Source organism: Burkholderia sp. WTPI3, assembly GCF_021483755.1.
Taxonomy (GTDB): Bacteria; Pseudomonadota; Gammaproteobacteria; order Burkholderiales; family Burkholderiaceae; genus Burkholderia.
The window spans coordinates 21,738-40,513 of record NZ_JAGIXF010000043.1; the positions used below are offsets into that span (position 1 = coordinate 21,738).

Annotated in this window: 18 protein-coding genes; 4 read left to right on the plus strand and 14 right to left on the minus strand. The window is 67.3% G+C overall.

Annotated features, from left to right (window positions below; all coding sequences use genetic code 11):
- Nucleotides 1-6: 6 nt before the first annotated feature.
- Nucleotides 7-918, minus strand: a complete 912-nt coding sequence (locus J7024_RS22200; protein ID WP_124897525.1) for an acetoacetate decarboxylase family protein — start codon at nucleotides 916-918, stop codon at nucleotides 7-9.
- Nucleotides 919-1,064: 146 nt separating this feature from the next.
- Nucleotides 1,065-1,514 carry a MerR family transcriptional regulator gene (locus J7024_RS22205; protein ID WP_234745506.1) on the minus strand — a complete coding sequence of 150 codons (450 nt, stop codon included), beginning with the start codon at nucleotides 1,512-1,514 and terminating at the stop codon, nucleotides 1,065-1,067.
- Nucleotides 1,515-1,653: 139 nt separating this feature from the next.
- Here J7024_RS22205 and J7024_RS22210 point away from each other — a divergent pair, with 139 nt between their 5' ends.
- A complete protein-coding gene (locus J7024_RS22210) occupies nucleotides 1,654-2,484 on the plus strand; it encodes an alpha/beta fold hydrolase (RefSeq protein ID WP_124897523.1) in 831 nt (276 codons plus the stop codon).
- Nucleotides 2,485-2,581: 97 nt separating this feature from the next.
- Here J7024_RS22210 and J7024_RS22215 read toward each other — a convergent pair whose 3' ends face one another.
- The 4 genes from J7024_RS22215 to J7024_RS22230 all read right to left on the minus strand — a co-directional run bounded on the left by J7024_RS22215 (nucleotide 2,582) and on the right by J7024_RS22230 (nucleotide 6,419).
- The gene (locus tag J7024_RS22215) at nucleotides 2,582-3,022 is read right to left on the minus strand and encodes a sugar ABC transporter ATPase (protein ID WP_234745507.1); all 441 of its coding nucleotides are present in this window, start codon (nucleotides 3,020-3,022) and stop codon (nucleotides 2,582-2,584) included.
- 112 nt (nucleotides 3,023-3,134) lie between these two features.
- Nucleotides 3,135-3,389, minus strand: coding sequence for a hypothetical protein (locus J7024_RS22220; RefSeq protein WP_124897522.1), 255 nt, complete (start codon nucleotides 3,387-3,389; stop codon nucleotides 3,135-3,137).
- Nucleotides 3,390-3,545: 156 nt separating this feature from the next.
- A complete protein-coding gene (locus tag J7024_RS22225) occupies nucleotides 3,546-5,282 on the minus strand; it encodes an FAD-dependent oxidoreductase (protein ID WP_234745508.1) in 1,737 nt (578 codons plus the stop codon).
- A 12-nt stretch (nucleotides 5,283-5,294) separates the two neighbouring features.
- Entirely contained in the window at nucleotides 5,295-6,419 is a 1,125-nt protein-coding gene (locus tag J7024_RS22230; RefSeq protein WP_124897520.1) for a Rieske 2Fe-2S domain-containing protein, read from the minus strand.
- Between the two features lie 240 nt (nucleotides 6,420-6,659).
- On the opposite strand from J7024_RS22230, the gene J7024_RS22235 reads away from it, so the two are divergent.
- Nucleotides 6,660-7,298, plus strand: a complete 639-nt coding sequence (locus J7024_RS22235) for a TetR/AcrR family transcriptional regulator (RefSeq protein ID WP_124897519.1) — start codon at nucleotides 6,660-6,662, stop codon at nucleotides 7,296-7,298.
- Between the two features lie 77 nt (nucleotides 7,299-7,375).
- Entirely contained in the window at nucleotides 7,376-8,068 is a 693-nt protein-coding gene (locus tag J7024_RS22240; RefSeq protein ID WP_124897518.1) for a pentapeptide repeat-containing protein, read from the plus strand.
- Between the two features lie 77 nt (nucleotides 8,069-8,145).
- On the opposite strand, the gene J7024_RS22245 is transcribed toward J7024_RS22240, so the two are convergent.
- From J7024_RS22245 to J7024_RS22280, 8 genes are all read right to left on the minus strand, one after another.
- Nucleotides 8,146-9,363: a porin gene (locus tag J7024_RS22245; protein WP_234745509.1), complete on the minus strand. Its 1,218-nt coding sequence runs from the start codon at nucleotides 9,361-9,363 to the stop codon at nucleotides 8,146-8,148.
- A gap of 70 nt (nucleotides 9,364-9,433) precedes the next feature.
- The gene (locus J7024_RS22250) at nucleotides 9,434-11,245 is read right to left on the minus strand and encodes a tannase/feruloyl esterase family alpha/beta hydrolase (RefSeq protein WP_124897516.1); all 1,812 of its coding nucleotides are present in this window, start codon (nucleotides 11,243-11,245) and stop codon (nucleotides 9,434-9,436) included.
- Nucleotides 11,246-11,457: 212 nt separating this feature from the next.
- Nucleotides 11,458-12,165, minus strand: a complete 708-nt coding sequence (locus tag J7024_RS22255) for a substrate-binding domain-containing protein (RefSeq protein ID WP_124897515.1) — start codon at nucleotides 12,163-12,165, stop codon at nucleotides 11,458-11,460.
- A gap of 14 nt (nucleotides 12,166-12,179) precedes the next feature.
- Nucleotides 12,180-12,863, minus strand: coding sequence for a 4-carboxy-4-hydroxy-2-oxoadipate aldolase/oxaloacetate decarboxylase (gene ligK, locus J7024_RS22260; RefSeq protein ID WP_124897514.1), 684 nt, complete (start codon nucleotides 12,861-12,863; stop codon nucleotides 12,180-12,182).
- A gap of 2 nt (nucleotides 12,864-12,865) precedes the next feature.
- Nucleotides 12,866-13,891, minus strand: coding sequence for an amidohydrolase family protein (locus J7024_RS22265; protein WP_175751524.1), 1,026 nt, complete (start codon nucleotides 13,889-13,891; stop codon nucleotides 12,866-12,868).
- Nucleotides 13,892-13,964: 73 nt separating this feature from the next.
- Nucleotides 13,965-15,314 (minus strand): MFS transporter, encoded by a 1,350-nt coding sequence (locus J7024_RS22270; RefSeq protein WP_124897512.1) that lies wholly within the window; start codon nucleotides 15,312-15,314, stop codon nucleotides 13,965-13,967.
- 127 nt (nucleotides 15,315-15,441) lie between these two features.
- A complete protein-coding gene (locus J7024_RS22275; RefSeq protein WP_124897511.1) occupies nucleotides 15,442-16,746 on the minus strand; it encodes a gallate dioxygenase in 1,305 nt (434 codons plus the stop codon).
- A 78-nt stretch (nucleotides 16,747-16,824) separates the two neighbouring features.
- Nucleotides 16,825-17,061 carry a hypothetical protein gene (locus J7024_RS22280; protein ID WP_124897510.1) on the minus strand — a complete coding sequence of 79 codons (237 nt, stop codon included), beginning with the start codon at nucleotides 17,059-17,061 and terminating at the stop codon, nucleotides 16,825-16,827.
- A gap of 425 nt (nucleotides 17,062-17,486) precedes the next feature.
- Here J7024_RS22280 and J7024_RS22285 point away from each other — a divergent pair, with 425 nt between their 5' ends.
- On the plus strand, nucleotides 17,487-18,737 hold the full coding sequence (locus J7024_RS22285) for a LysR family transcriptional regulator (RefSeq protein ID WP_124897509.1): 1,251 nt from the start codon (nucleotides 17,487-17,489) through the stop codon (nucleotides 18,735-18,737).
- Nucleotides 18,738-18,776: the final 39 nt, after the last annotated feature.

An 18,776-nucleotide genomic window follows, 5' to 3' on the forward strand; every position in this document is an offset into this window, starting at 1 on the left:
CCGGGTTCATCGAACGGGTTCATTCAACGCCTGCAACGGCGTCGGCAGGTTCAGCACCAGCTGCGCATCCTCGACCACGTCGAACCGCATGACGGTGGCTACGCCCAGCCCGTCGAGCAACTGGCTCAGCGGGCCGCCGTGGCGCACCAGCTCGACGTCGCGCGGCAACAGGCGCTGCGCGAACGACAGCGTATTGGTCTGCACCGAACTCTGGTGCCACACGCCGTCGACGAGATTGATCATCGTGTTCGTGCCCATGCGCGATTGCGGTGCCACGCGAGTCAGCGCAGGCGCCGGCGCGTTCAGCGTCAGGTCCGGCCGACCGTCGGGCCCGGCAATCCGGGCGCTGACGCGCGTGCCGATGTTCAGGTCGATATCGGCGAGCCATTTGGGCAGCTGATAGCCGTGCACGCCGCGCACCCGCGCGATTTCCGTGGTGACGGGCAGCGCCAGCACATGCGCGAAGAAGCACCTGCGCCGCATCGCGTCGAGCAGTTCCAGCGCCTGCGAGCCGCGTGCGCCGGGCCGGCGAATCACCACCGCGACGGATACCTCATCGTACGGATCGTTGTCGCAGACCGAATACGAAAAGAACGTCAGCGCGACCAGCCCGTATCCGGGAACCGCGCGCAGCGGCTCGAGCGGCGCCGGCAGCATCGTGCGCAGCCTCTCGAGCGGCGCGAGAAACAGCAGCTGCGCGCTGCTGGAACGATAGTAGAAGTTCGGCGCCCACGTCGGCCCGACGCGCGACGCGACCTGACGCTTCGGAATCCGACGGAAAAAATCGATGTTCCCGGCGGCGGGATCCCGCGCGACTTCGTCGAGATCCGGATTCATCCGGAACCGGTCGTAATACCCGCCTTCGGGCACGTCGACCTTGTGCGGCCCGAATTCGACCTGTGTAAAGCGCCTGTCCATGTGCGTTGCCTCCCATCGAAGATTGATCGTGGCAGGCAACATGTGCGGCCCGCTGATTCACTACCGTCAGCAGGCACTCTAAGATTCAACTCGACTTCAAGGTCAAGGCCCCGACTAGAGGAACGGGTCGGAATCCACGACGCACCTCATTTGGCGTTCGGCCGGCGCCCCTTGCCGCGTATCGACACCGCGCCGCGATCGCGCAAACGATCCATCACCCAGCGCGTGCGCTCCGCGCAATCCAGATCGGCCGGCCGGTTGCGGATGCTGTCGATCGCGACGAGCAACTGCGCCTTGTTCTCCTTCAAACGCTTCTGCATCGCGTCGATTTCGGTGACCTTCCGTTCGAGCGCATCGATCAGCGCGTCGTGCTGCCAGTTGCCGGCCTTCAGCGGCAACAGATGGCGGATCTGCTCGAGCGAGAAGCCGGCGCGCTGCGCGCCCGCAATGATCTCGAGCATCCAGACCGCCGCCTCGGAATATTCGCGATAGCCGTTCGCGCCGCGCTCGACGGCCGTGATCAACCCTTCTGCCTCATAGAAGAGGATCCGCGACGCCGTGAGGCCGCTGAGCTTCGCGAGCTCCCCAATTCTCATACCTGCCTCGCCAGCGTATTGACATTCAACCTAACTTTAACCCTAGAGTCGATTCGTCGCCAGGCCACGCCGGCACCGGCCCGCGATTTCGGCAGACCGTGCACCACGGATCGAATCACTCACTGAATCAGGAGCCAACATGGGCTACGTCACCACGAAAGACAATGTCGACATCTTCTACAAGGACTGGGGTCCGCGCGACGCACCGGTGATCTTCTTTCACCATGGCTGGCCGCTCAGCGCCGACGACTGGGATGCACAGATGCTGTTCTTCCTCGCGCAGGGGTTCCGCGTGATCGCGCACGATCGTCGCGGCCACGGGAGATCGAGCCAGGTATGGGACGGGCATGACATGGATCACTACGCCGATGACGTCGCGGCCGTGGTCGACCACCTCGGCGTGCAGGGCGCCGTGCATGTCGGCCATTCCACCGGCGGCGGGGAAGTCATCCACTACGTCGCCCGCCACGGCGAGGATCGCGTGTCGAAGGCCGTGCTGATCAGCGCCGTGCCGCCGCTGATGGTCAAGACCGACAGCAACCCCGGCGGCCTGCCGAAAGAGGTGTTCGACAACCTGCAGGCGCAACTCGCGGCGAATCGCGCGCAGTTCTACCATGACATTCCGGCCGGCCCGTTCTACGGCTACAACCGCGACGGCGCGACACCGTCGCAGGGCGTGATCTGGAACTGGTGGCGCCAGGGAATGATGGGCAGCGCCAAGGCGCATTACGACGGCATCGTCGCGTTCTCCCAGACCGACTTCACCGACGACCTGAAAAGCACCACGATTCCCGTGCTCGTGATGCACGGCGACGACGACCAGATCGTTCCGTATGCCGATTCCGGCCTGCTGTCGGCGAAGCTCGCCAGGAACAGCACGCTGAAGACCTACAAGGGCTTCCCGCACGGAATGCCGACGTCCAACGCCGACACGATCAACGCCGATCTGCTCGCGTTCATCCGCGACTGAGCCGGTGACCGTCGCTGCCTTCGACCGGCAATCGCCGGCCGGGGGCAGCCCCGGCTGCCGGCCGCCGCGCTGCATCCGCCTCACCCGATCCGGAGCGTCACTGCGCCGGCATCCGCACGTCGCCATCCACGCGTAACGTGCGCTTGCCGCGCGCGACATCGTATTCGACCGTCTGCGCCGGCGCCACCGAACCGTAGGACACGCCGTTCACATAGACGGTGCCGGCCTTCAGTTCGATCCTGTCCCCGTTGACCGTCGCGGTACCGTGTTCGCCCTGCAGGACCGCGCCCGCGCAGCCCTGGCGGGAAAAACTGCGGACCGACGAACCGGATATGCCGGCGGCCCCGCCCTGACCGGGCGACGCAAACGACGGGATCGCGGGCGTCGGCGCGCTCGATGCGCTCGCCGCGCGACATGGCGCGGTGTCGCCGCCATCGGCGGCGCGGGCAGCCCGGGGGAAGAGGAACAACGAGGCGAAGCCGAATGCGGCGAGCAATGCGATCTTCATGGATTGCGGTCGGTTCATGTCGATCTCCATCGTCGCTCGATCGGGTTGAACGTTTCGAGTATGCGCCCATTCCGCCAGCGTCGGCCATCCGATCGAATACCCGTCGCATCCACTGCGGCGGGTATCCGGAACCCATACGGGGTCACAACGACACCGCGCGCCATCGCGTTTTCCGTTCGACCGGGCGCGCTCCGAGTTCCACAACGTGCCGCTCTTTTCGACGCAGGCGGCCGTCGTCGGGCGACGCGGCCATCCGAAGCAGGACTGCCGCACGCTGCACGACCTCGTGGATGCGGAATGGCTGCTGACGTGGGGTCCGACCGATCAGGCATCGTTGCTCGATACGCTGTTCCGCAAGCACGGGATGCGCGTGCCGCAAACCATCCATCTCGCGCACTCGGTGTCGGTCGGGCTCGGCCTGCTCACGCAGACCGACATGCTGGCCGTCTATCCGTGGCCGTTCGTCGCGAGCGAGCGGCGCGCACGGAGAACGGCGCCTCCGCATGCTGACGACGCGCGCGGAAGCTGGATTCGCCGCCCGCGCGCGCCCCGCCTATTGCACGACCGCCTCCGCCGCCTGCCGCACGGCCGCAATATGCTCGGCCGCGACGTAGCCGAACGTCATCGCGGGCCCGATCGTCGAGCCGGGGCCCGGATAGGTCTTGCCCATCACGGCCGCCGACGTATTGCCGAGCGCGTAGAGCCCGTCGATCACCGAGCCGTCGGGCCGCAGCACGCGCGCATGCGCGTCGGTGCGCAAGCCGCCTTTCGTGCCGATCTCGCCGGGATCGATCCGCAGCGCATAGAACGGCGCACGCTTGATCGGCCCGAGGCACGGATTGGGCTTCGACGACGAATCGCCGTAATAGCGGTCGAACAGGTTGCCGCCCTTGCCGAACTCGGTATCGATGCCCGTTCGCGCATAGCCGTTCATCTGCTCGATCGTCTGCGCGAGCCCCTGCGCATCCACGCCGATCTTCGCGGCCAGCTCGGCCAGCGTGCCGGCGCGATAGATGACCGAGTCCAGCCAGCCGGCCGGCATCTTGCTGTCGGGCTGCACGCTGCCCGGCAGCAACACGCCGCACGGATAACGCTTCCGGTATTCGGCATCGAAAATCAGCCACGCCGGTACGTTGGCCCCGGTTTTCGCCTGGTCGGCATACATCGCGTGGATCACGTCCGGATACGGCGCTGATTCGTTGACGAAGCGCCGTCCGAGCCGGTTGACCATCACGCAGCGCGGCGCCGAGCGCTCGACGAACAGCCCGCGCTGCTTCTCCTCGCCCGGCACGCGCACCGTCGGCACACCCCACACGAAATCCATCAGCGCGACGCCGGCGCCGAGCGCGAGTCCCGCGCGGATGCCGTCGCCGGTGTTGATCGGCGGTGCCGCGCTCCATTCGGCGCGCGTCGGCTTCGGCAGATACTGGTCGCGCATCGCCTGGTTCGCTTCGAATCCGCCACACGCGAGCACGACGCCGTGCGTCGCGCGAATGCCGAACGGCCGGCCGTCGCGCTCGACGATCACGCCGTCCACGCGCGCGCCGTCGGTATGCAGCGAGCGCATCGGCGTATCGAGCCACAACGCCATGCCGCGCTGCGCGAGCGCCGCGCGCAGGCTCGCGACGAGCGCGTTGCCGAGCGTCAGGCGCCGGTCGCGCGGCGTACGGCGGCGCCATCTGAAATCGGTCGCATAGCGCAGCATCAGGCGCGCGGCGAGCCGCAGCCAGCCGCGCTCCTTCGCGAGAATCGTGTGCGCCTCGATCTGCGTCATCGCGATGCGCCCGCCGATCAGCGTGGCCGGCGACGGCGCGCGCAACGTGTCGAAATGCGCGCCGAGCCGCGCGGCATCGAACGCCGCCGGCTCCATCGTCCGGTAGCCGGGCTTGCCGCCCTTGCAATCCGGGTAGTAGTCGGGATAACGCGGCACCGCGTTGAAACGGGTGTGTGCGTGCTTCGCGAGATACGCGACCATCTTCGGGCCGTTCTCGAGATACGCGTCAATCCGCTGCGCGTCGAAATCCTCGCCGACCACATCGCGCAGATACGTAATCGCTTCGTCATACGAATCGTTTCCGCCGAGCGCGGCGATCTGGTCGTTGCAGGGAATCCAGATGCCGCCACCGGACACCGCCGTCGTGCCGCCGTAGACGGTGCTTTTCTCGACCACCAGAACTGACAGCCCCTGATCGTGCGCGCGCAGCGCCGCCGTCATCGCGCCCGCGCCGGAGCCCACCACCACCACGTCGTACGTGGCGTCGCCGAGCGGATCGTGTCGATCGTCGTGCATGATGGCCTCCCGTCAGATCGTCGCGAGCCGGCTCGCGGCATCGGCCGGCACGTCGGCGAGCTGGCGCCACGCGCCGTGCTCGCCGCGGTACTCGTGCACCTCGACGCGCGCGTGCTGCGCGGGCAACGCGGCCACGTCGGTATAGAACTGCCGATACCACTGGCGCAGCCGGTAGATCGGTCCGTCGCCCTCGCACAGCAGCGGGTTGTCGACGCGCGTCTTGTGATCCCAGATCGCGACGTCCTCGCGGAACGCCGACTGCGCGGCCTGCACGTAGCCGTCGACCATCGCGCGATTCTGTTCCTCCGTGAGCGCCGGATTCCGTTCGACCATCACGCCGAAGCGCAGCTCGAAGCTGTTCGTATCGATCGGCACGTGGCTGTTGAGCAGGATCGACCGGAGCGGCTGCCCATGCGCTTCGCCCGTCATCAGCGTGACGTGGTACGCCGGGCCGAAGTACGCGGAGTCGGCCGTCAGGCCGCCGCTGCCGGCGAGCCGCGTACTGCCGCCGCGCAGCTTCTGGTACGCCACCGGGCCCTCGAACGTATTGCAGAAGTAGTCGATCGGCGCGCCGTGCACGGGGCCGAAGTGCGCCATGTCGGACTGGTTGTCGATCAGCTCGCGGCAATTCGTGCCGATCACCCATTTGACGATCGCCCAGTCGCTCCATGCATCGGAGAAACACGCGGCGATGCGCGGAATCTCCACCGCCGGATCGGGCACGTTGCCCTCCGGATCGTTCCATACGAACAGCAGGCGGTTCTGCTCCAGCACCGGCCACGACTTGATGCGCGCCTTCGGCGGGATCCGCTGCGAATACGGAATCGCGACGCAGGTGCCGTCGCCGTCCCACGACCAGCCGTGAAACGGACACGCCAGCGCATTGCCTTCGACGTGTCCGCGCCCGAGGTCGGCGCCCATATGCGGGCAATAGCCGTCGAGGATCCGCAACCGTCCGTCCTCGCCCTGGAACACGACCACGCGCGTGCCAAACACCGACAGGCCATGCGCCCGGCCGTCGCGGTAGTCGTCGGCGAGGCCGAGGCAATGCCAGCCGCGGGCATAGCGCGCGTCGATCGGCGCCGCATGAATCCGGTGAACGGGATGCCGGCTGGCCGGCGCGAGTGATTCGGTCATGGATCGTCTCCTTCCAGTCGAGAGGCGCAGCCCTGCATCCGTATGGCGGACCTTGCCGGGAGCACGTCGGGCCGATCGATCCGCCCGAGCGCTATGTCACAAATTCTCTAATTTGTGACGCTCATAATGACACAAATTCCAATTTTGTGACAATGTGTGAGAAAATCCGGTGCTGACGCATTCGGTCGGCACACCGGCACATCGGGACGGGCCGCGCGACACACGGCATCGAGGAAGGGTATGGATCGGCAACTGCGCTGGGGCGACGCCAGCAGGATGGACAGCGTCGATGACGGGCGAAGCGCAATCCTGCGCGCGACGCTCGACGCGATGATCGAGCACGGGATCGACCGCCTGTCGATCGACGACGTCGCACGCCGTGCGAATATTTCGCGGCGCACGCTGTATCGGTATTTCAGTACGAAGAAGGCGTTGATCCAGGGCGTGATCGGCGTGCAGAACGCCGAGTTCTTCGACGAGATGCAGCGCGCTCTCACCGGCTTCGAGCAGGATTTCGAGGCCTACTGCGAAGAGAGCGTGTGCTTCGCGGTGCGCTACCGCGATCGTCATCACGGCGGCTTTCACCACAACTACCTGGCCACCAACCTGTCCACCGACGTGTTCGGCTACATCGTCGAGAACATCGCGCCGATGTGGCAACGCGTGCTGGAAAAACCGTATGGCGAATACGTCGCCGCGCACGGCGCACAGGTGCCCGCGCTCGACGACATCATCGCGCTGATCAGCCGCATCGGGCTCGCATACTGCCTCGTGCCGGCCGACGAGCCGGCAATGCGCGCGCAGATGCGCATCCTGCTGACGTTCCCGCGCGAGCCGGCCGGCAAGCCGGTCGCGGCGCGGATGAAGGCAGCGCGCTGAACGGCGACCTGCCGCACAACCCGGCCGATATCGTTCCTGCCGGCCCCGCCCCCATTCAACTCACACCGGATCACCCCATGACGACCTGCGGAGTTTCTGTCTCCGGCCGAACGCTCGATCGCGCCGACCTGCTGCTTCTCGTCGAAAGCTCGCCTGCACCGCTTCATCTGGAAGACTGCGACCTCGAAGGCGCGGACTTGTCGCGGCTCGACTTGCGCGGCGTACGGTTCGAGCGCTGCGCGCTCGCGGAAACGTCGTTCGTCGGCGCCACGCTCGCGCAAACCGCCTGGATTCGCTGCCGCGCGCGCCAGGCGAGCTTCGCGTCCGTCGATCTCGAAGACGCGCAGTTTCAGTCCTGCGACCTCAACAACACGAGCTGGCGACGCAGCAAACTCGGCTCGGCGCGCTTCGATGAATGCCGGTTGACCGGCGCCGATTTCGACGAATGCAAGACGCTCGGCATCGCGTTCTCGAACACATTGCTCGTCGGCGCGAGCTTGCGCCGCTTTTCATTCCGGAAGACGCGACTCGTCGCGCTCGACTTCTCGGACGCCGATCTCGCCGGCGCGGACTTTCGCGACGCCGTGTTCGAAGGCGGCAGCCTGCGCAACGCACATCTGAACGATGCCCGCTTCGACGGCGCCGACCTGCGCGACGTCGAGCTGGACGGCACGCCCAAGCTGCTCGCGTCGGGCGTGCTGCGCGGCGCGATCGTGTCGCACGACCAGGCCGCGCTGCTGATCGAGAATTTCGGGATTCGCGTCATGTGATGGCTGCGGCGTTGCGGCAACCGCAGCGCGGCCTGCAGCCGAACGACGCGCGCCGCCGTGGCGCACGTCGCACGCGATCAGAACCGGTGAATGATCCCCGCACCAAACGCGAACTGGTTACCCGTCGACGACGGCGCGCTGTTGAACCCGTCGCCCAGCGTCGTGGTCGCATCGACGATGCTGCCCGCGCCGCTCGTGCCGAGCGTCTTGCCCTTCGCGTGCTGATACGCTTCCAGCAGGTACAGCCCGGTACGCTTCGACAACGCGTAGTACTGCGACAGGTTGAACTGGTGATACTGCGCGCTGTCGGTGATGCCGTTCGACTCGGTCGCACGCGTATACGCATAGCCCGCGCCGAAATCCCACACCGCCGACGGCTTCCAGTGCAGCACCGCACCGGCCGTGTTGAAGATCGCGGTATTGAAGAATTTCGACGCCGAGCCAGGGATGTATTCGGTGTTGGTGTACGTGGCCGTCGCATCCCACGCGTCGCTGAACCGGTAGCTGAGGCCGACCGCGAACCGCTGCTGCGCCTTCGCGGTCTGGTAACCGTTCGTCAGCGCCGACACGCCGACCTGCGAGCCGCCGTTCGACGTCGTCGAATTCGCGCCCCATGTGCCGCCGGCCGTGTTCGCGTTGTTCACGCGCTCGAACGCGACGCCGACACCGAACGGGCCGGCCGCGTACTGGATGCCGGTCGCCCACGTCGAGCCGGCGTTCGTGCTGCCGGCCACACCGCCAAGCGAATACGAACCGCTCAGCGTCAGGCCGTACCATTTCGGCGACGTGTATTCGATCGTGTCGTTCGCGCGGTAGATGGTGTCGAGCCCGTCGACGTCGCCCGGATGCGCGCCGTAGTAGCCGGTGACCCACGTGGTCGGACTGAACGGCGCCATCGTCTGGTAGTACGACGCATATTGCCGCCCCGCGGTCAGCGTGCCGTACGTCGCGTGGGTCAGCCCGACCCACGCCTGCCGGCCGAACATCGCATCGGTGTATTGCGTGGCACCCGAAGCCGAATTGAATCCCGATTCGAGCGTGAAGATCGCCTTCGCGCCGCCGCCGAGGTCTTCGGCGCCCTTCAGCCCGAACCGGCTGCCGGCCCACACACCCTGGTTCATCCGGACGACGGACTTGCCGCCGCCCGTCGAGCCGAGCGTCGTCGCGTTGCTCTGGTAGCCGATCCCGTTGTCGACGATCCCGTACAGCGTCACGCTGCTCTGCGCGAATGCCGGTGCGACCGCCGCCATCGCGACGCCGGACGTCAGCACCGCCCGCAATGCCTGCTTCTTCATCGATCAGTCTCCTTCCTTGCCTTGTTGAGTGGTGAATGCGTTGTTGTGGTGGCGGCTCGCCATCGCCGGATCACGGTCGATACACATGCCAGCCGTTGCCGCCCGTGCAAACGAGTTGCGAACCCCTGACCTGGCATTGCGCCTCGTACCCCGGCGAGTACAGCCATTCGCCGGCCCAGTGCAGGTCGACGTACGGGTCGGCCTTCGGCGTGTCGGCGACGAAACTGGCCGCATCGTCGGTGCTGCCGGCGCCGGTGTAGCGCGCGGTGGCCGGATACGGAAACACCGGGCGCGTACGCGTCGTATTGCCGTTCGCATCGACGATCGACGCGACGATCCGGCCGGGCGTTGCGCCCGTCTCGGTCCACGCCATCAGCGGCGTGAGGACATCGAACACGTTCGGCCCCTGCCCGCCGCCGCAGTGCGCGACACCCGGGAACAGGTAGAAGCGCGCGAAGCGCTCGACGTTCGTATCGCCCATGTCGCGCTTCATCGCTTCGTAGTACTCGATGCTCGAACGCGGCGAGATGTGCTGGTCCTCCAGCCCGTGCCACAGCAGCAGCTTGCCGCCGCGGCCGGCGAAGCGGCCGAGGTCGGGGTCGGTCGCGGCCATGTAGTTCGACACCGGCACCGTCTTCGCGAACGCGTCTACCGAGAATTTCAGGTCGCCGATCGTCGCGGCCGGATACGACGCGTTGTAATAGTCGAGATAGCGCAGAAACGGCAGCACGAAGCTGATCGTGCCGCTTGGCGCGGCCGCGGTCGCCGGAACGAACAGGTCCCAGTTCAGCTCCGAGCCCCATTCGCGCGACACGGGCGGCTCGAGCCGCGTACCGTTCGCCGCGGTCGCGCCATCGTGAATCCGGCGCACGACGTCGGCTTCCTGCGGCGTCAGACAGGTCGCGGTGGATTGCCCCTTCGCGCAGACGAGCGTCGCGGGATCGAACCGGCATGCGCGCGGATTGTCGATCACGCCGTCGACCACGCCATCCAGCCCGTCGCACGCCTTCAGCACAGCCGCGTGCAGCATCGGCAGCTTGCCGGCGAGCAGGATCGCGTTGCCTGTCTTCGGGTCCGTGTTGACCGCGGCCGGCCACGCATGGTGGAACGTGTTCTGCACGATCACGTCGTTGGCGGGCGCACCGGCGGCGATGCCGTCGAAGTCGTCGGGGAAACGCTGCGCTTCCATCAGCGCCTCGCGGCCGCCGTCCGAACAGCCGTCGAAATACGCGTATCGCGCGGGCCGTCCATAGAACTTCGCGATGATGGCCTTCGCGACCTGTGCGGTCGCGTGTTCCGCGCGATAGGCGAAGTCGAGCTTCGCCTTCGGGTCGAGCGCCCACGAGCCGTCGTTGCCGCCTTCGTGCCCCATGTCGGTCGCGGCCATCGCGATCGTGCCGTTCGTCACCGGAACGCAGGTCGATGCCATCGGCGCGTTGACCGACAGGTTGCCACACAGGCCGCCGCAGCCGGTTTGCAGATAACGCAGCGTCCAGCCCTGGGTCGGCAACTGCAGTTCGAACAGCGACGCGCCCGGGCCGATCGTGCCCTTCACGTCGCATACGGGGGCGGGCAGCGCGTTGGCCCCGACGACCGTGCCGGCCGGCAGCAGTACCGCCGACGTGATCGTCACCGTGCCGTCGGTCACGCCGCTCAGGTCGAGCGCCGCCACCGACGGGCACGACATCGCCGGCATCACGGCCGGCAGATTCGCGAGGCCGTTCGCGGCACTTGCGGCGTTCGCCGCGGCGGGCCAGCCGGCCAGCGCCGCGCACAACCAGACGACGCCGATTGCCCATATCCGAACGAGCGCGCCACGCCGGACATCCGCCACGCGACGCCGCGCGTTCAACCACCACCCTGCCCTGCAGTTCGCCTGCATGTCTGTCTCCTTGTCGTTCCGTTCGATATGCCGCTCGCCCGGAACGAGCGATGCGGCAACGTTGCGAAGGTGCTGCGGTAAACCGGATAAAGCCGACCGATCCGGCTTGTCGCGTGTTACTTCATCAGTATGACTAAGTGCTGTATCCGAACCCGTTGCGAAGAAGCCTGAATCCCATCCGATTCGTTTATCGACGCCGGCCGACCGCGGCCTTACGCGGGTTCCATACCGTATTCGCGCTTGACGCGATCAACCTGTGGCGACGCGATATGCGCAAGAAACCGTGCCGCGGCTGCGCGGTCCTGCGCGGTATTGCAGATCGCTGCCGAGAACACCGTCACGGACTGAGCGGCATCCGGCAGCGCGCCGACAACGGCGATGCCCTGTACGTGCATCAGCTCGCTCAATTGCTGAAAACCGAGTTCAACATCGCCGGACGCGATCAACGCACCGACCGGCACGCCTGGCGGCGCCTGGACGAGACGCGGCGCGATCTCGTCGGCGATGCCCCAACGCGCGAACAGACGACTCAGGTGCGTGCCGCTTGGCCCCGTCGAATAGCCGATCCGGCCGGCCCGCAAGACGGTGTCGCGCAACGCGGCGTCGGTGCCGATCTCCGGCCGCACACGGCCCGCCGCAATCGCGACCGCAATACCCGAGCGCGCGATCGCCACGCGGCTGCGCGGATCGACATGGCCGTCTGCCGCCAGCCGCTCGATCGCATCGGACGCCAGCACGAGAAAGTCGAACGGCTCGCCTTCTCGCACGCGCCGCGCCGCATCGACGCCGCCGACCGACGTGATCGCGACACGCGTGCCGGTCTCGTGTTCGTAAGCGGCCGCAAGCCGCGCAAGCAGCGACCGCGTCGCCATCGACGAAATGCCCGTGACGGCGCCCGTCGCGCCCGGTGTCTGCTCCATCGCCACCGCCCGCATCAGTCGATGTAACGCAAGCCGGCCTGTCGCAACGGCTCGCGCATGTCGTACATGTCGAGACCGAGCACGCCAGACGCGAGCTTCGCGCGCTTCGCGGCTTCGTTCGCCTCGCGCGCGACGGCCTTCTCGAGCACCTGTGCCGCGCGTGCGGCCGGCACCGCGACCACGCCGTCGTCGTCGGCGACGATCACGTCGCCGGGATTGACGAGCGCGCCCGCGCAGACGACCGGCACGTTCACCGAGCCGAGCGTCGCCTTGATCGTGCCTTTCGCCGAAACAGCCTTGCTCCAGACCGGGAACGGCATCGCCTCGAGCACCGCGACGTCGCGCACGCCGGCGTCGATGATCAGTGCATGCGCGCCGCGCGCCTTGAAGCTCGTCGCGAGCAGGTCGCCGAAATAGCCGTCGGTGCAATCCGCGGTGACCGCCGCGACGACCACGTCGCCGGGCTGAATCTGTTCGGCCGCGACGTGCATCATCCAGTTGTCGCCCGGATGCAGCAGCACCGTGACGGCGGTGCCGGACGCGTGCGCGTGCGGATAGATCGGCCGCATGTACGGCTTGAGCAGCCCCGTGCGGCCCATCGCCTCGTGCACCGTCGCCGAGCCGAGCGCGCCGAGGCGCGCCGCGACATCCCGGTCCGCACGATGGATCGTGCGGTACACCACGCCAAGTTCAGTCATGTTCACAGCCCCTTCGCTTTCAGTTGCGCATCCAGGCGCGGATACACGCGCCGTGCATTGCCTTCGTAGATCTTGTGACGCGCCTGCGCATCGAGCGACGATGCTTCGATGTAGCGCTTCGTGTCGTCGTAGTAATGGCCGGTTTCGGGATCGATGCCACGCACCGCGCCGATCATCTCGCTCGCGAACAGGATGTTGTCGACCGGAATCACGCCGGTCAGCAGGTCGATGCCCGGCTGGTGATAGACACACGTATCGAAGAACACGTTGTTCAGCAGGTGATCCTTCAGCAGCGGCTTCTTCAGCTCCTGCGCGAGCCCGCGAAAGCGCCCCCAGTGATACGGCACCGCACCGCCGCCGTGCGGAATCACGAAGCGCAGCGTCGGGAAATCGCGGAACAGGTCGGAAGTCAGGCACTGCATGAAGGCCGTCGTGTCGGCGTTCAGGTAGTGCGCGCCCGTCGTGTGGAAGCACGCGTTGCAACTCGTGCTCACGTGGATCATTGCGGGAATGTCGTACTCGACCATCTTCTCGTAGATCGGGTACCAGTAGCGGTCCGACAGCGGCGGGCTCGTCCAGTGGCCGCCGGAAGGATCGGGATTCAGGTTGATCGCGACGTTGCCGTATTCCTCGACGCAGCGCACGAGCTCCGGAATGCAGGTCGCGACGTCGACGCCCGGGCTCTGCGGCAGCATCGCGGCCGGCACGAAGCGATCGGGAAAAAGGCGATGCACACGGTGGCACAGCTCGTTGCACACGGCCGCCCAGGTGCTCGACACCGAAAAATCGCCGATGTGATGCGCCATGAAGCTCGCGCGCGGACTGAAGATCGTCAGGTCGAGACCACGCTCGCGCATCAGGCGCAACTGGTTGTGCTCGATCGATTCGCGCAGTTCGTCGTCGCCGATGTGCAGCTCGGCCACCAACGGCCGCTCCGACGGGCTGCCGATCGCCGCGACCTGACGATTGCGCCACGCTTCCAGCGCCTTCGGCGCAGTGGTGTAGTGGCCGTGAATGTCGATGATCATTGATGCTCCTGCGTTTGATGATAGGTCCGGCACCCTGCCGGCAGCCGCGCCGGACAGCGGTTTCCACACGCCGTCAGTGCGCCGGGTTTTCCAGTTTCTGCGGTTCGGGCGGGCTCGCGCGCTGCGTCGTCATGATCGCGATCGCCGCCAGCGCGGCCGGCACCGCGAGCATCGACAGGATCGCGTCGAACTTCCAGCCGACCCCGAGCAGCGCACCGCCGATCGCCGAGCCGAAGATGCTGCCGAAGCGGCCCATGCCCAGCATCCAGCTCACGCCGGTTGCGCGCGCAACGGTCGGATAGCGTCCCGGCGCATACGCGTTCAGCCCCGTCTGCGCACCGCTCATGCAGAAACCTGCCGCGAACACCAGCAGCGCGAGCGACGACGACAGCACACCAGTCCACGCGAGCACGGCCACGCACAGCCCGCCGCCGAGATACGCGGCGCCGATCACCGGCGCCGGCCGCACGCGGTCCATCAGCCAGCCCACGCCGATCGCGCCGATCGTGCCGCCGATCTGGAACATCGCGGTCACGTTCGCCGCCGTGCTGACGGACAGGCCCGCGTCCTTGATCAGCGTCGGCAGCCAGCCGGTCAGCAGATAGATCACGAGCAGGCCCATGAAGTACGTGATCCACAGCGACAGCGTCACGCGGCCATATCCCTGCGAGAACAGCACGCCGATCGGCTTGCGCGTCGGCAGCGGCGGCTCGTTCGACACGAACGTCTCGTCGCCGCTGAACTGCCCGCCGCACACGCGGTTCAGCAGTGCGCCGATGCGCTGCGACGGCGCGCCGCGCACGGCCATCAGTCGCGCCGATTCCGGCAGCAGCCACAGCTGCAGCGGGATCAGCAACAGCGGCAGCGTGCCGCCGAACAGCAGCACCGCGCGCCAGCCGTGCAGCGGAATCAGCCAGCCGGCGACGAAGCCGATCAGCGCCGAGCCGAGGTTGAAGCCGGTGAACATCACGGTGATCATCAGCGCGCGCATCCGTAGCGGCGCGTACTCCGACAAAAGCGTCGTCGTGTTCGGCATCGCGGCGCCCAGACCGATGCCGGTCAGCAGGCGCAGCATCGCCATCTCGAACGGCGAATGCGCGTGCGCGGTCACGATCGTGAACACGCCGAACAGGAACACCGACGCGATCAGCACGCGCTTGCGCCCGAACCGGTCGGCGCTCGGGCCGGCCACCAGCGCGCCGATCACGAGCCCGATCGGCGCGGCGCTCATCACGAGCCCGAACTCGGGCCGCGAGATCGCCCAGTCACGAATCACCGAAGGCGCAACGAACCCCATGATCGCGACGTCCATCCCGTCGGCGATCACGACGAGGCAGCACAGCACGACCAGCAGCCACTGGTAGCGCGAGACCGGCCGGTCGTCGATGAACGACTTGATGTCGATTGTCTTGCCACTTGCCATCATCTATCTCCTGTCTCCTTGGCGACGATCGTTCATATCGATTCGTCGTCCTATTTATACGGCCTGGCATGCTGCCGGATTTCCGTCCTGGAAGGCGCCGCGCTGCCGCGTGCTCCTTCGTTACGCGTTACGGATTGCGTTTCTCCCCGGCGCCGTCCCAGCCGAGCGTGCCCGCACTCTTGCCGGCCACCGAGTACAGCGCGCCCGGCGCATTGCGCGTGCGCTGGAAATCCTCCAGCGATTCGCCGCGCATCGCCGCGTAGATGTGCAGGTTCGATACGCCCGTCACCGCGCCCAGCTTTTCCAGCAGGAAGAAGATCACGCCATGGCGCAACAGGCCCGGCCAGTCGCGCTGGCGGATCAGCTCGCGCTCCTGCGTGCTGAGGCCCGCCGCTTCGAAGCTCGCTTCCGGGTCGCTCAGGAACTGCGCGCGATGCGCGGGTTCGATCATCCGGTGCAGATAGTCGTTGATCCGGTACGCGCGGACGGCGCGCTCGATCGTGAACGGATACGTGCCCGGCAGCGTCTCGACGCCGGCCAGCTCGGCCGCCAGCCGTTGCCGGTGCCGTTCGGCCGCCACCTCGTCGACGTCGGTGTCCGCGGGCTCGTAGACGGCCGTCGCGATCCCCGTCATCGATGGCAGGTAGTAGCTGCGATGACGGCACACGACACCCGCCGGCAACGCACCGCGCATCGTGAGCCACATCACGACCTCGGCCCCTTCGAAGCCGCCGAGCGTCGCGTATTCGCCGAGCGTCATGCCGGCGAGACGTTCGGGGTCGCGCTCGAACAGGTCGAGAAAGCGTGCGTCCCATTCCGGATTGTTGAAGCCCGAGCGCTCGCCGTGCACCTGGTGCGACAGCCCGCCGGTCGCGACGATCGCCACGCGCAGGTCTTCCGGATAGCTCTCGATCGCGCGCCGCAGAGCCTGCCCGAGCCGGTAGAAGCGGCGCGCGGACGGCACCGGCAACTGCAGCACGCCCATCTGCAGCGGCACGAGCCGCACCGGCCAGTCGGGCCGGTGCGGACACAGCACCGACAGCGGCGAGAAGCAGCCGTGGTCGAGCGGCTTGTCCTGGAAGAACGACATGTCGAACTCGTCGGCCATCAGCGACTGGCCGATATGCGCGGCCAGCGCCGGATGACCGGCGATCGGCGGCAGGTCGCGCGCGCCGCCGCCCTCGTCCGCCGGCTGCCACTGCGGCCCGACGCCCAGCGAGAACGCCGAGTAGTGATCGAAGAAGAACGACGTCACATGGTCGTTGTAGATGAACAGCAGCACGTCGGGGCGCTTCTCGGCGAGCCACCCGGCGAGCGGTGCGAAGTTTTCGAAGATCGGCGCCCAGGCCGGATCGTCCTGCTTGTTCTTGTCGAACGCGAACCCGATCGTGGGCGTGTGGGAGGCCGCGATGCCCCCGATAATCCGTGCCATGCCTGTGCTCCTTCGTGATGCTCGAATGCGGCCCGGCCTCGCCGTCCGCAACAGATTGAATGCGTGCGTGTTCGCCGGCTACGCGCGGCCGTACGGCTGCGGCGCGAAGCTGCGCTTGACGACCAGCGCGAGCGGCATCGGGTGCTGCGCGCCGACCGACACCAGCGCTTCGTACACCCGGATCAGCACCGCGCCCGTCAGGCCGCCGCGGATACCGGCACGTACCGTGCCGGCAAACGGCGCGCGCGCCTGCACGGCGTCCGTCGCGCTGCCTGCGACCGGATCGCCGGCCCCGACGATGTACTGTCGTCCCATTGCGCCGCCTCGCTCGTGAGTTCGGGCGGCGCACTCGGCCAAGCCCTTTCGTGATCGGACCAACAATGAATCAGATGGCGGTCCGATGCGCCGGCCACCGCGCTTGTGCAGTGCCCGGGATCGAAATTACTCATTCGGTGGCCTGGCCAGACAGTCAGGGCAAACCCTAATAAACCGATGAAACCGCATGCCCGACGAGCTTTCAGGCGGCATGCGATCGGCCGCGTCAGCGCCCGGAAGGCCCGCCGGATATGGCGCTCGCGCGCGGGCTCGCCCGCGGCCGCCGGCACCGCGATACCGCCGCGCGCTTCACAACCGATAAATAAAACAGATAGATCGATAAGCACGACGCAAGCTCCGGCGCCACCGTTCCGGTAAAGTCGGTCAACCGTCGACACGACGCGCGCAGACCCACCGACCGCCCCATGGACGACACCGAACTACCGAACCTCGCATGCCTGTACGCGGTGCAGCGCGTGGCCGAAACCGGCAGCGTGAGCCGGGCGGCCGCGACGCTATTTCGCGCGCAGTCGGCCGTCACGCGTGCGGTGCAGGATCTCGAAACGACCCTCGGCGAGGCGCTGTTCGACCGCAAGCCGTCGGGAATGCTCGCGACGCCGGTCGGGCGTGCGGTATTGAAACGCGGCGAGCGCGTGTTCGCCGAACTCGGTGCGCTCGCGAACTGGTGCGCACTGCGCCAGTCGCGCCGCCGCGCGTCGGCCGACGGCGGGCTGCCCGCATACCTGCTCAGCACGCGGCGGCTGCAACTGTTCTCGACGCTTGCGCGGCACCGGCACATGCCGAGCGCGGCACGCACGCTCGGCGTCACGCAGCCGGCCGTCAGCAGCGCGATCCGGATTCTCGAAAGCGGTGCGGGGTTCGCGTTGTTCCATCGCCATCCGCGCGGCCTGCTGCTGACGACCGACGGCGAAACATTCCTGCTGCACGTGCGGCGCGCGCTGAACGAGTTGCGGCACGTCGCCGACGACGTCGCCGCGTTGCACGGCAGCATCCAGGGCGTCGTGACCGTCGGCGCGCTGCCGCTCGGCCGCACGCTGATCCTGCCCGAAGCGGTCGCACGCGTCGTCACGCGCTTCCCGAAAGTCCGCGTGATCACCGACGAAAGCGCATACGAAGCGCTCGTCGCCGGCGTGCGCGCCGGCGACATCGACTTCATCCTCGGCGCGTTGCGCGCGAGCGATCCCGCGAGCGATCTCGAGAACGAACGCGTGATGTCGGAGAGCCTCGTGGTCTTGGCGCGGCACGATCATCCGCTCGCGAGCGTGCGCAACCTGGGGCTCGGGAGCGTGGCCGACGCACAATGGATCCTGCCGCGCAGCCACTCGCCCGCGCGCGGCCTGTTCGAATCGCTGTTCCGGCGCATGAAGCTCAAGCCGCCGATGCCGACGGTCGAGAGCGCCGACCTCGCCGTGATCCGCGGCGTGCTGCTGCACACCGACATGCTGGCGGTGCTGTCCGCGCAGCAACTGCACTACGAATGCGAAGCGGGGCTGCTGACCGTGCTCGATGTGCCGATGCGCGAGACGACCCGAGACATCGGCCTGATGACGCGCGCCGGCAGCCCGCCGTCGCCGGCCGCGCGCGCGCTGATCGACGCGATTCGCGTCGTGGCGACCGAAGTCGCGCGCACGCCGCACGCCATGGCCGCACGATAACGAAAGCACATGGCCGCCGCGCAACGCGACTATCGCGGC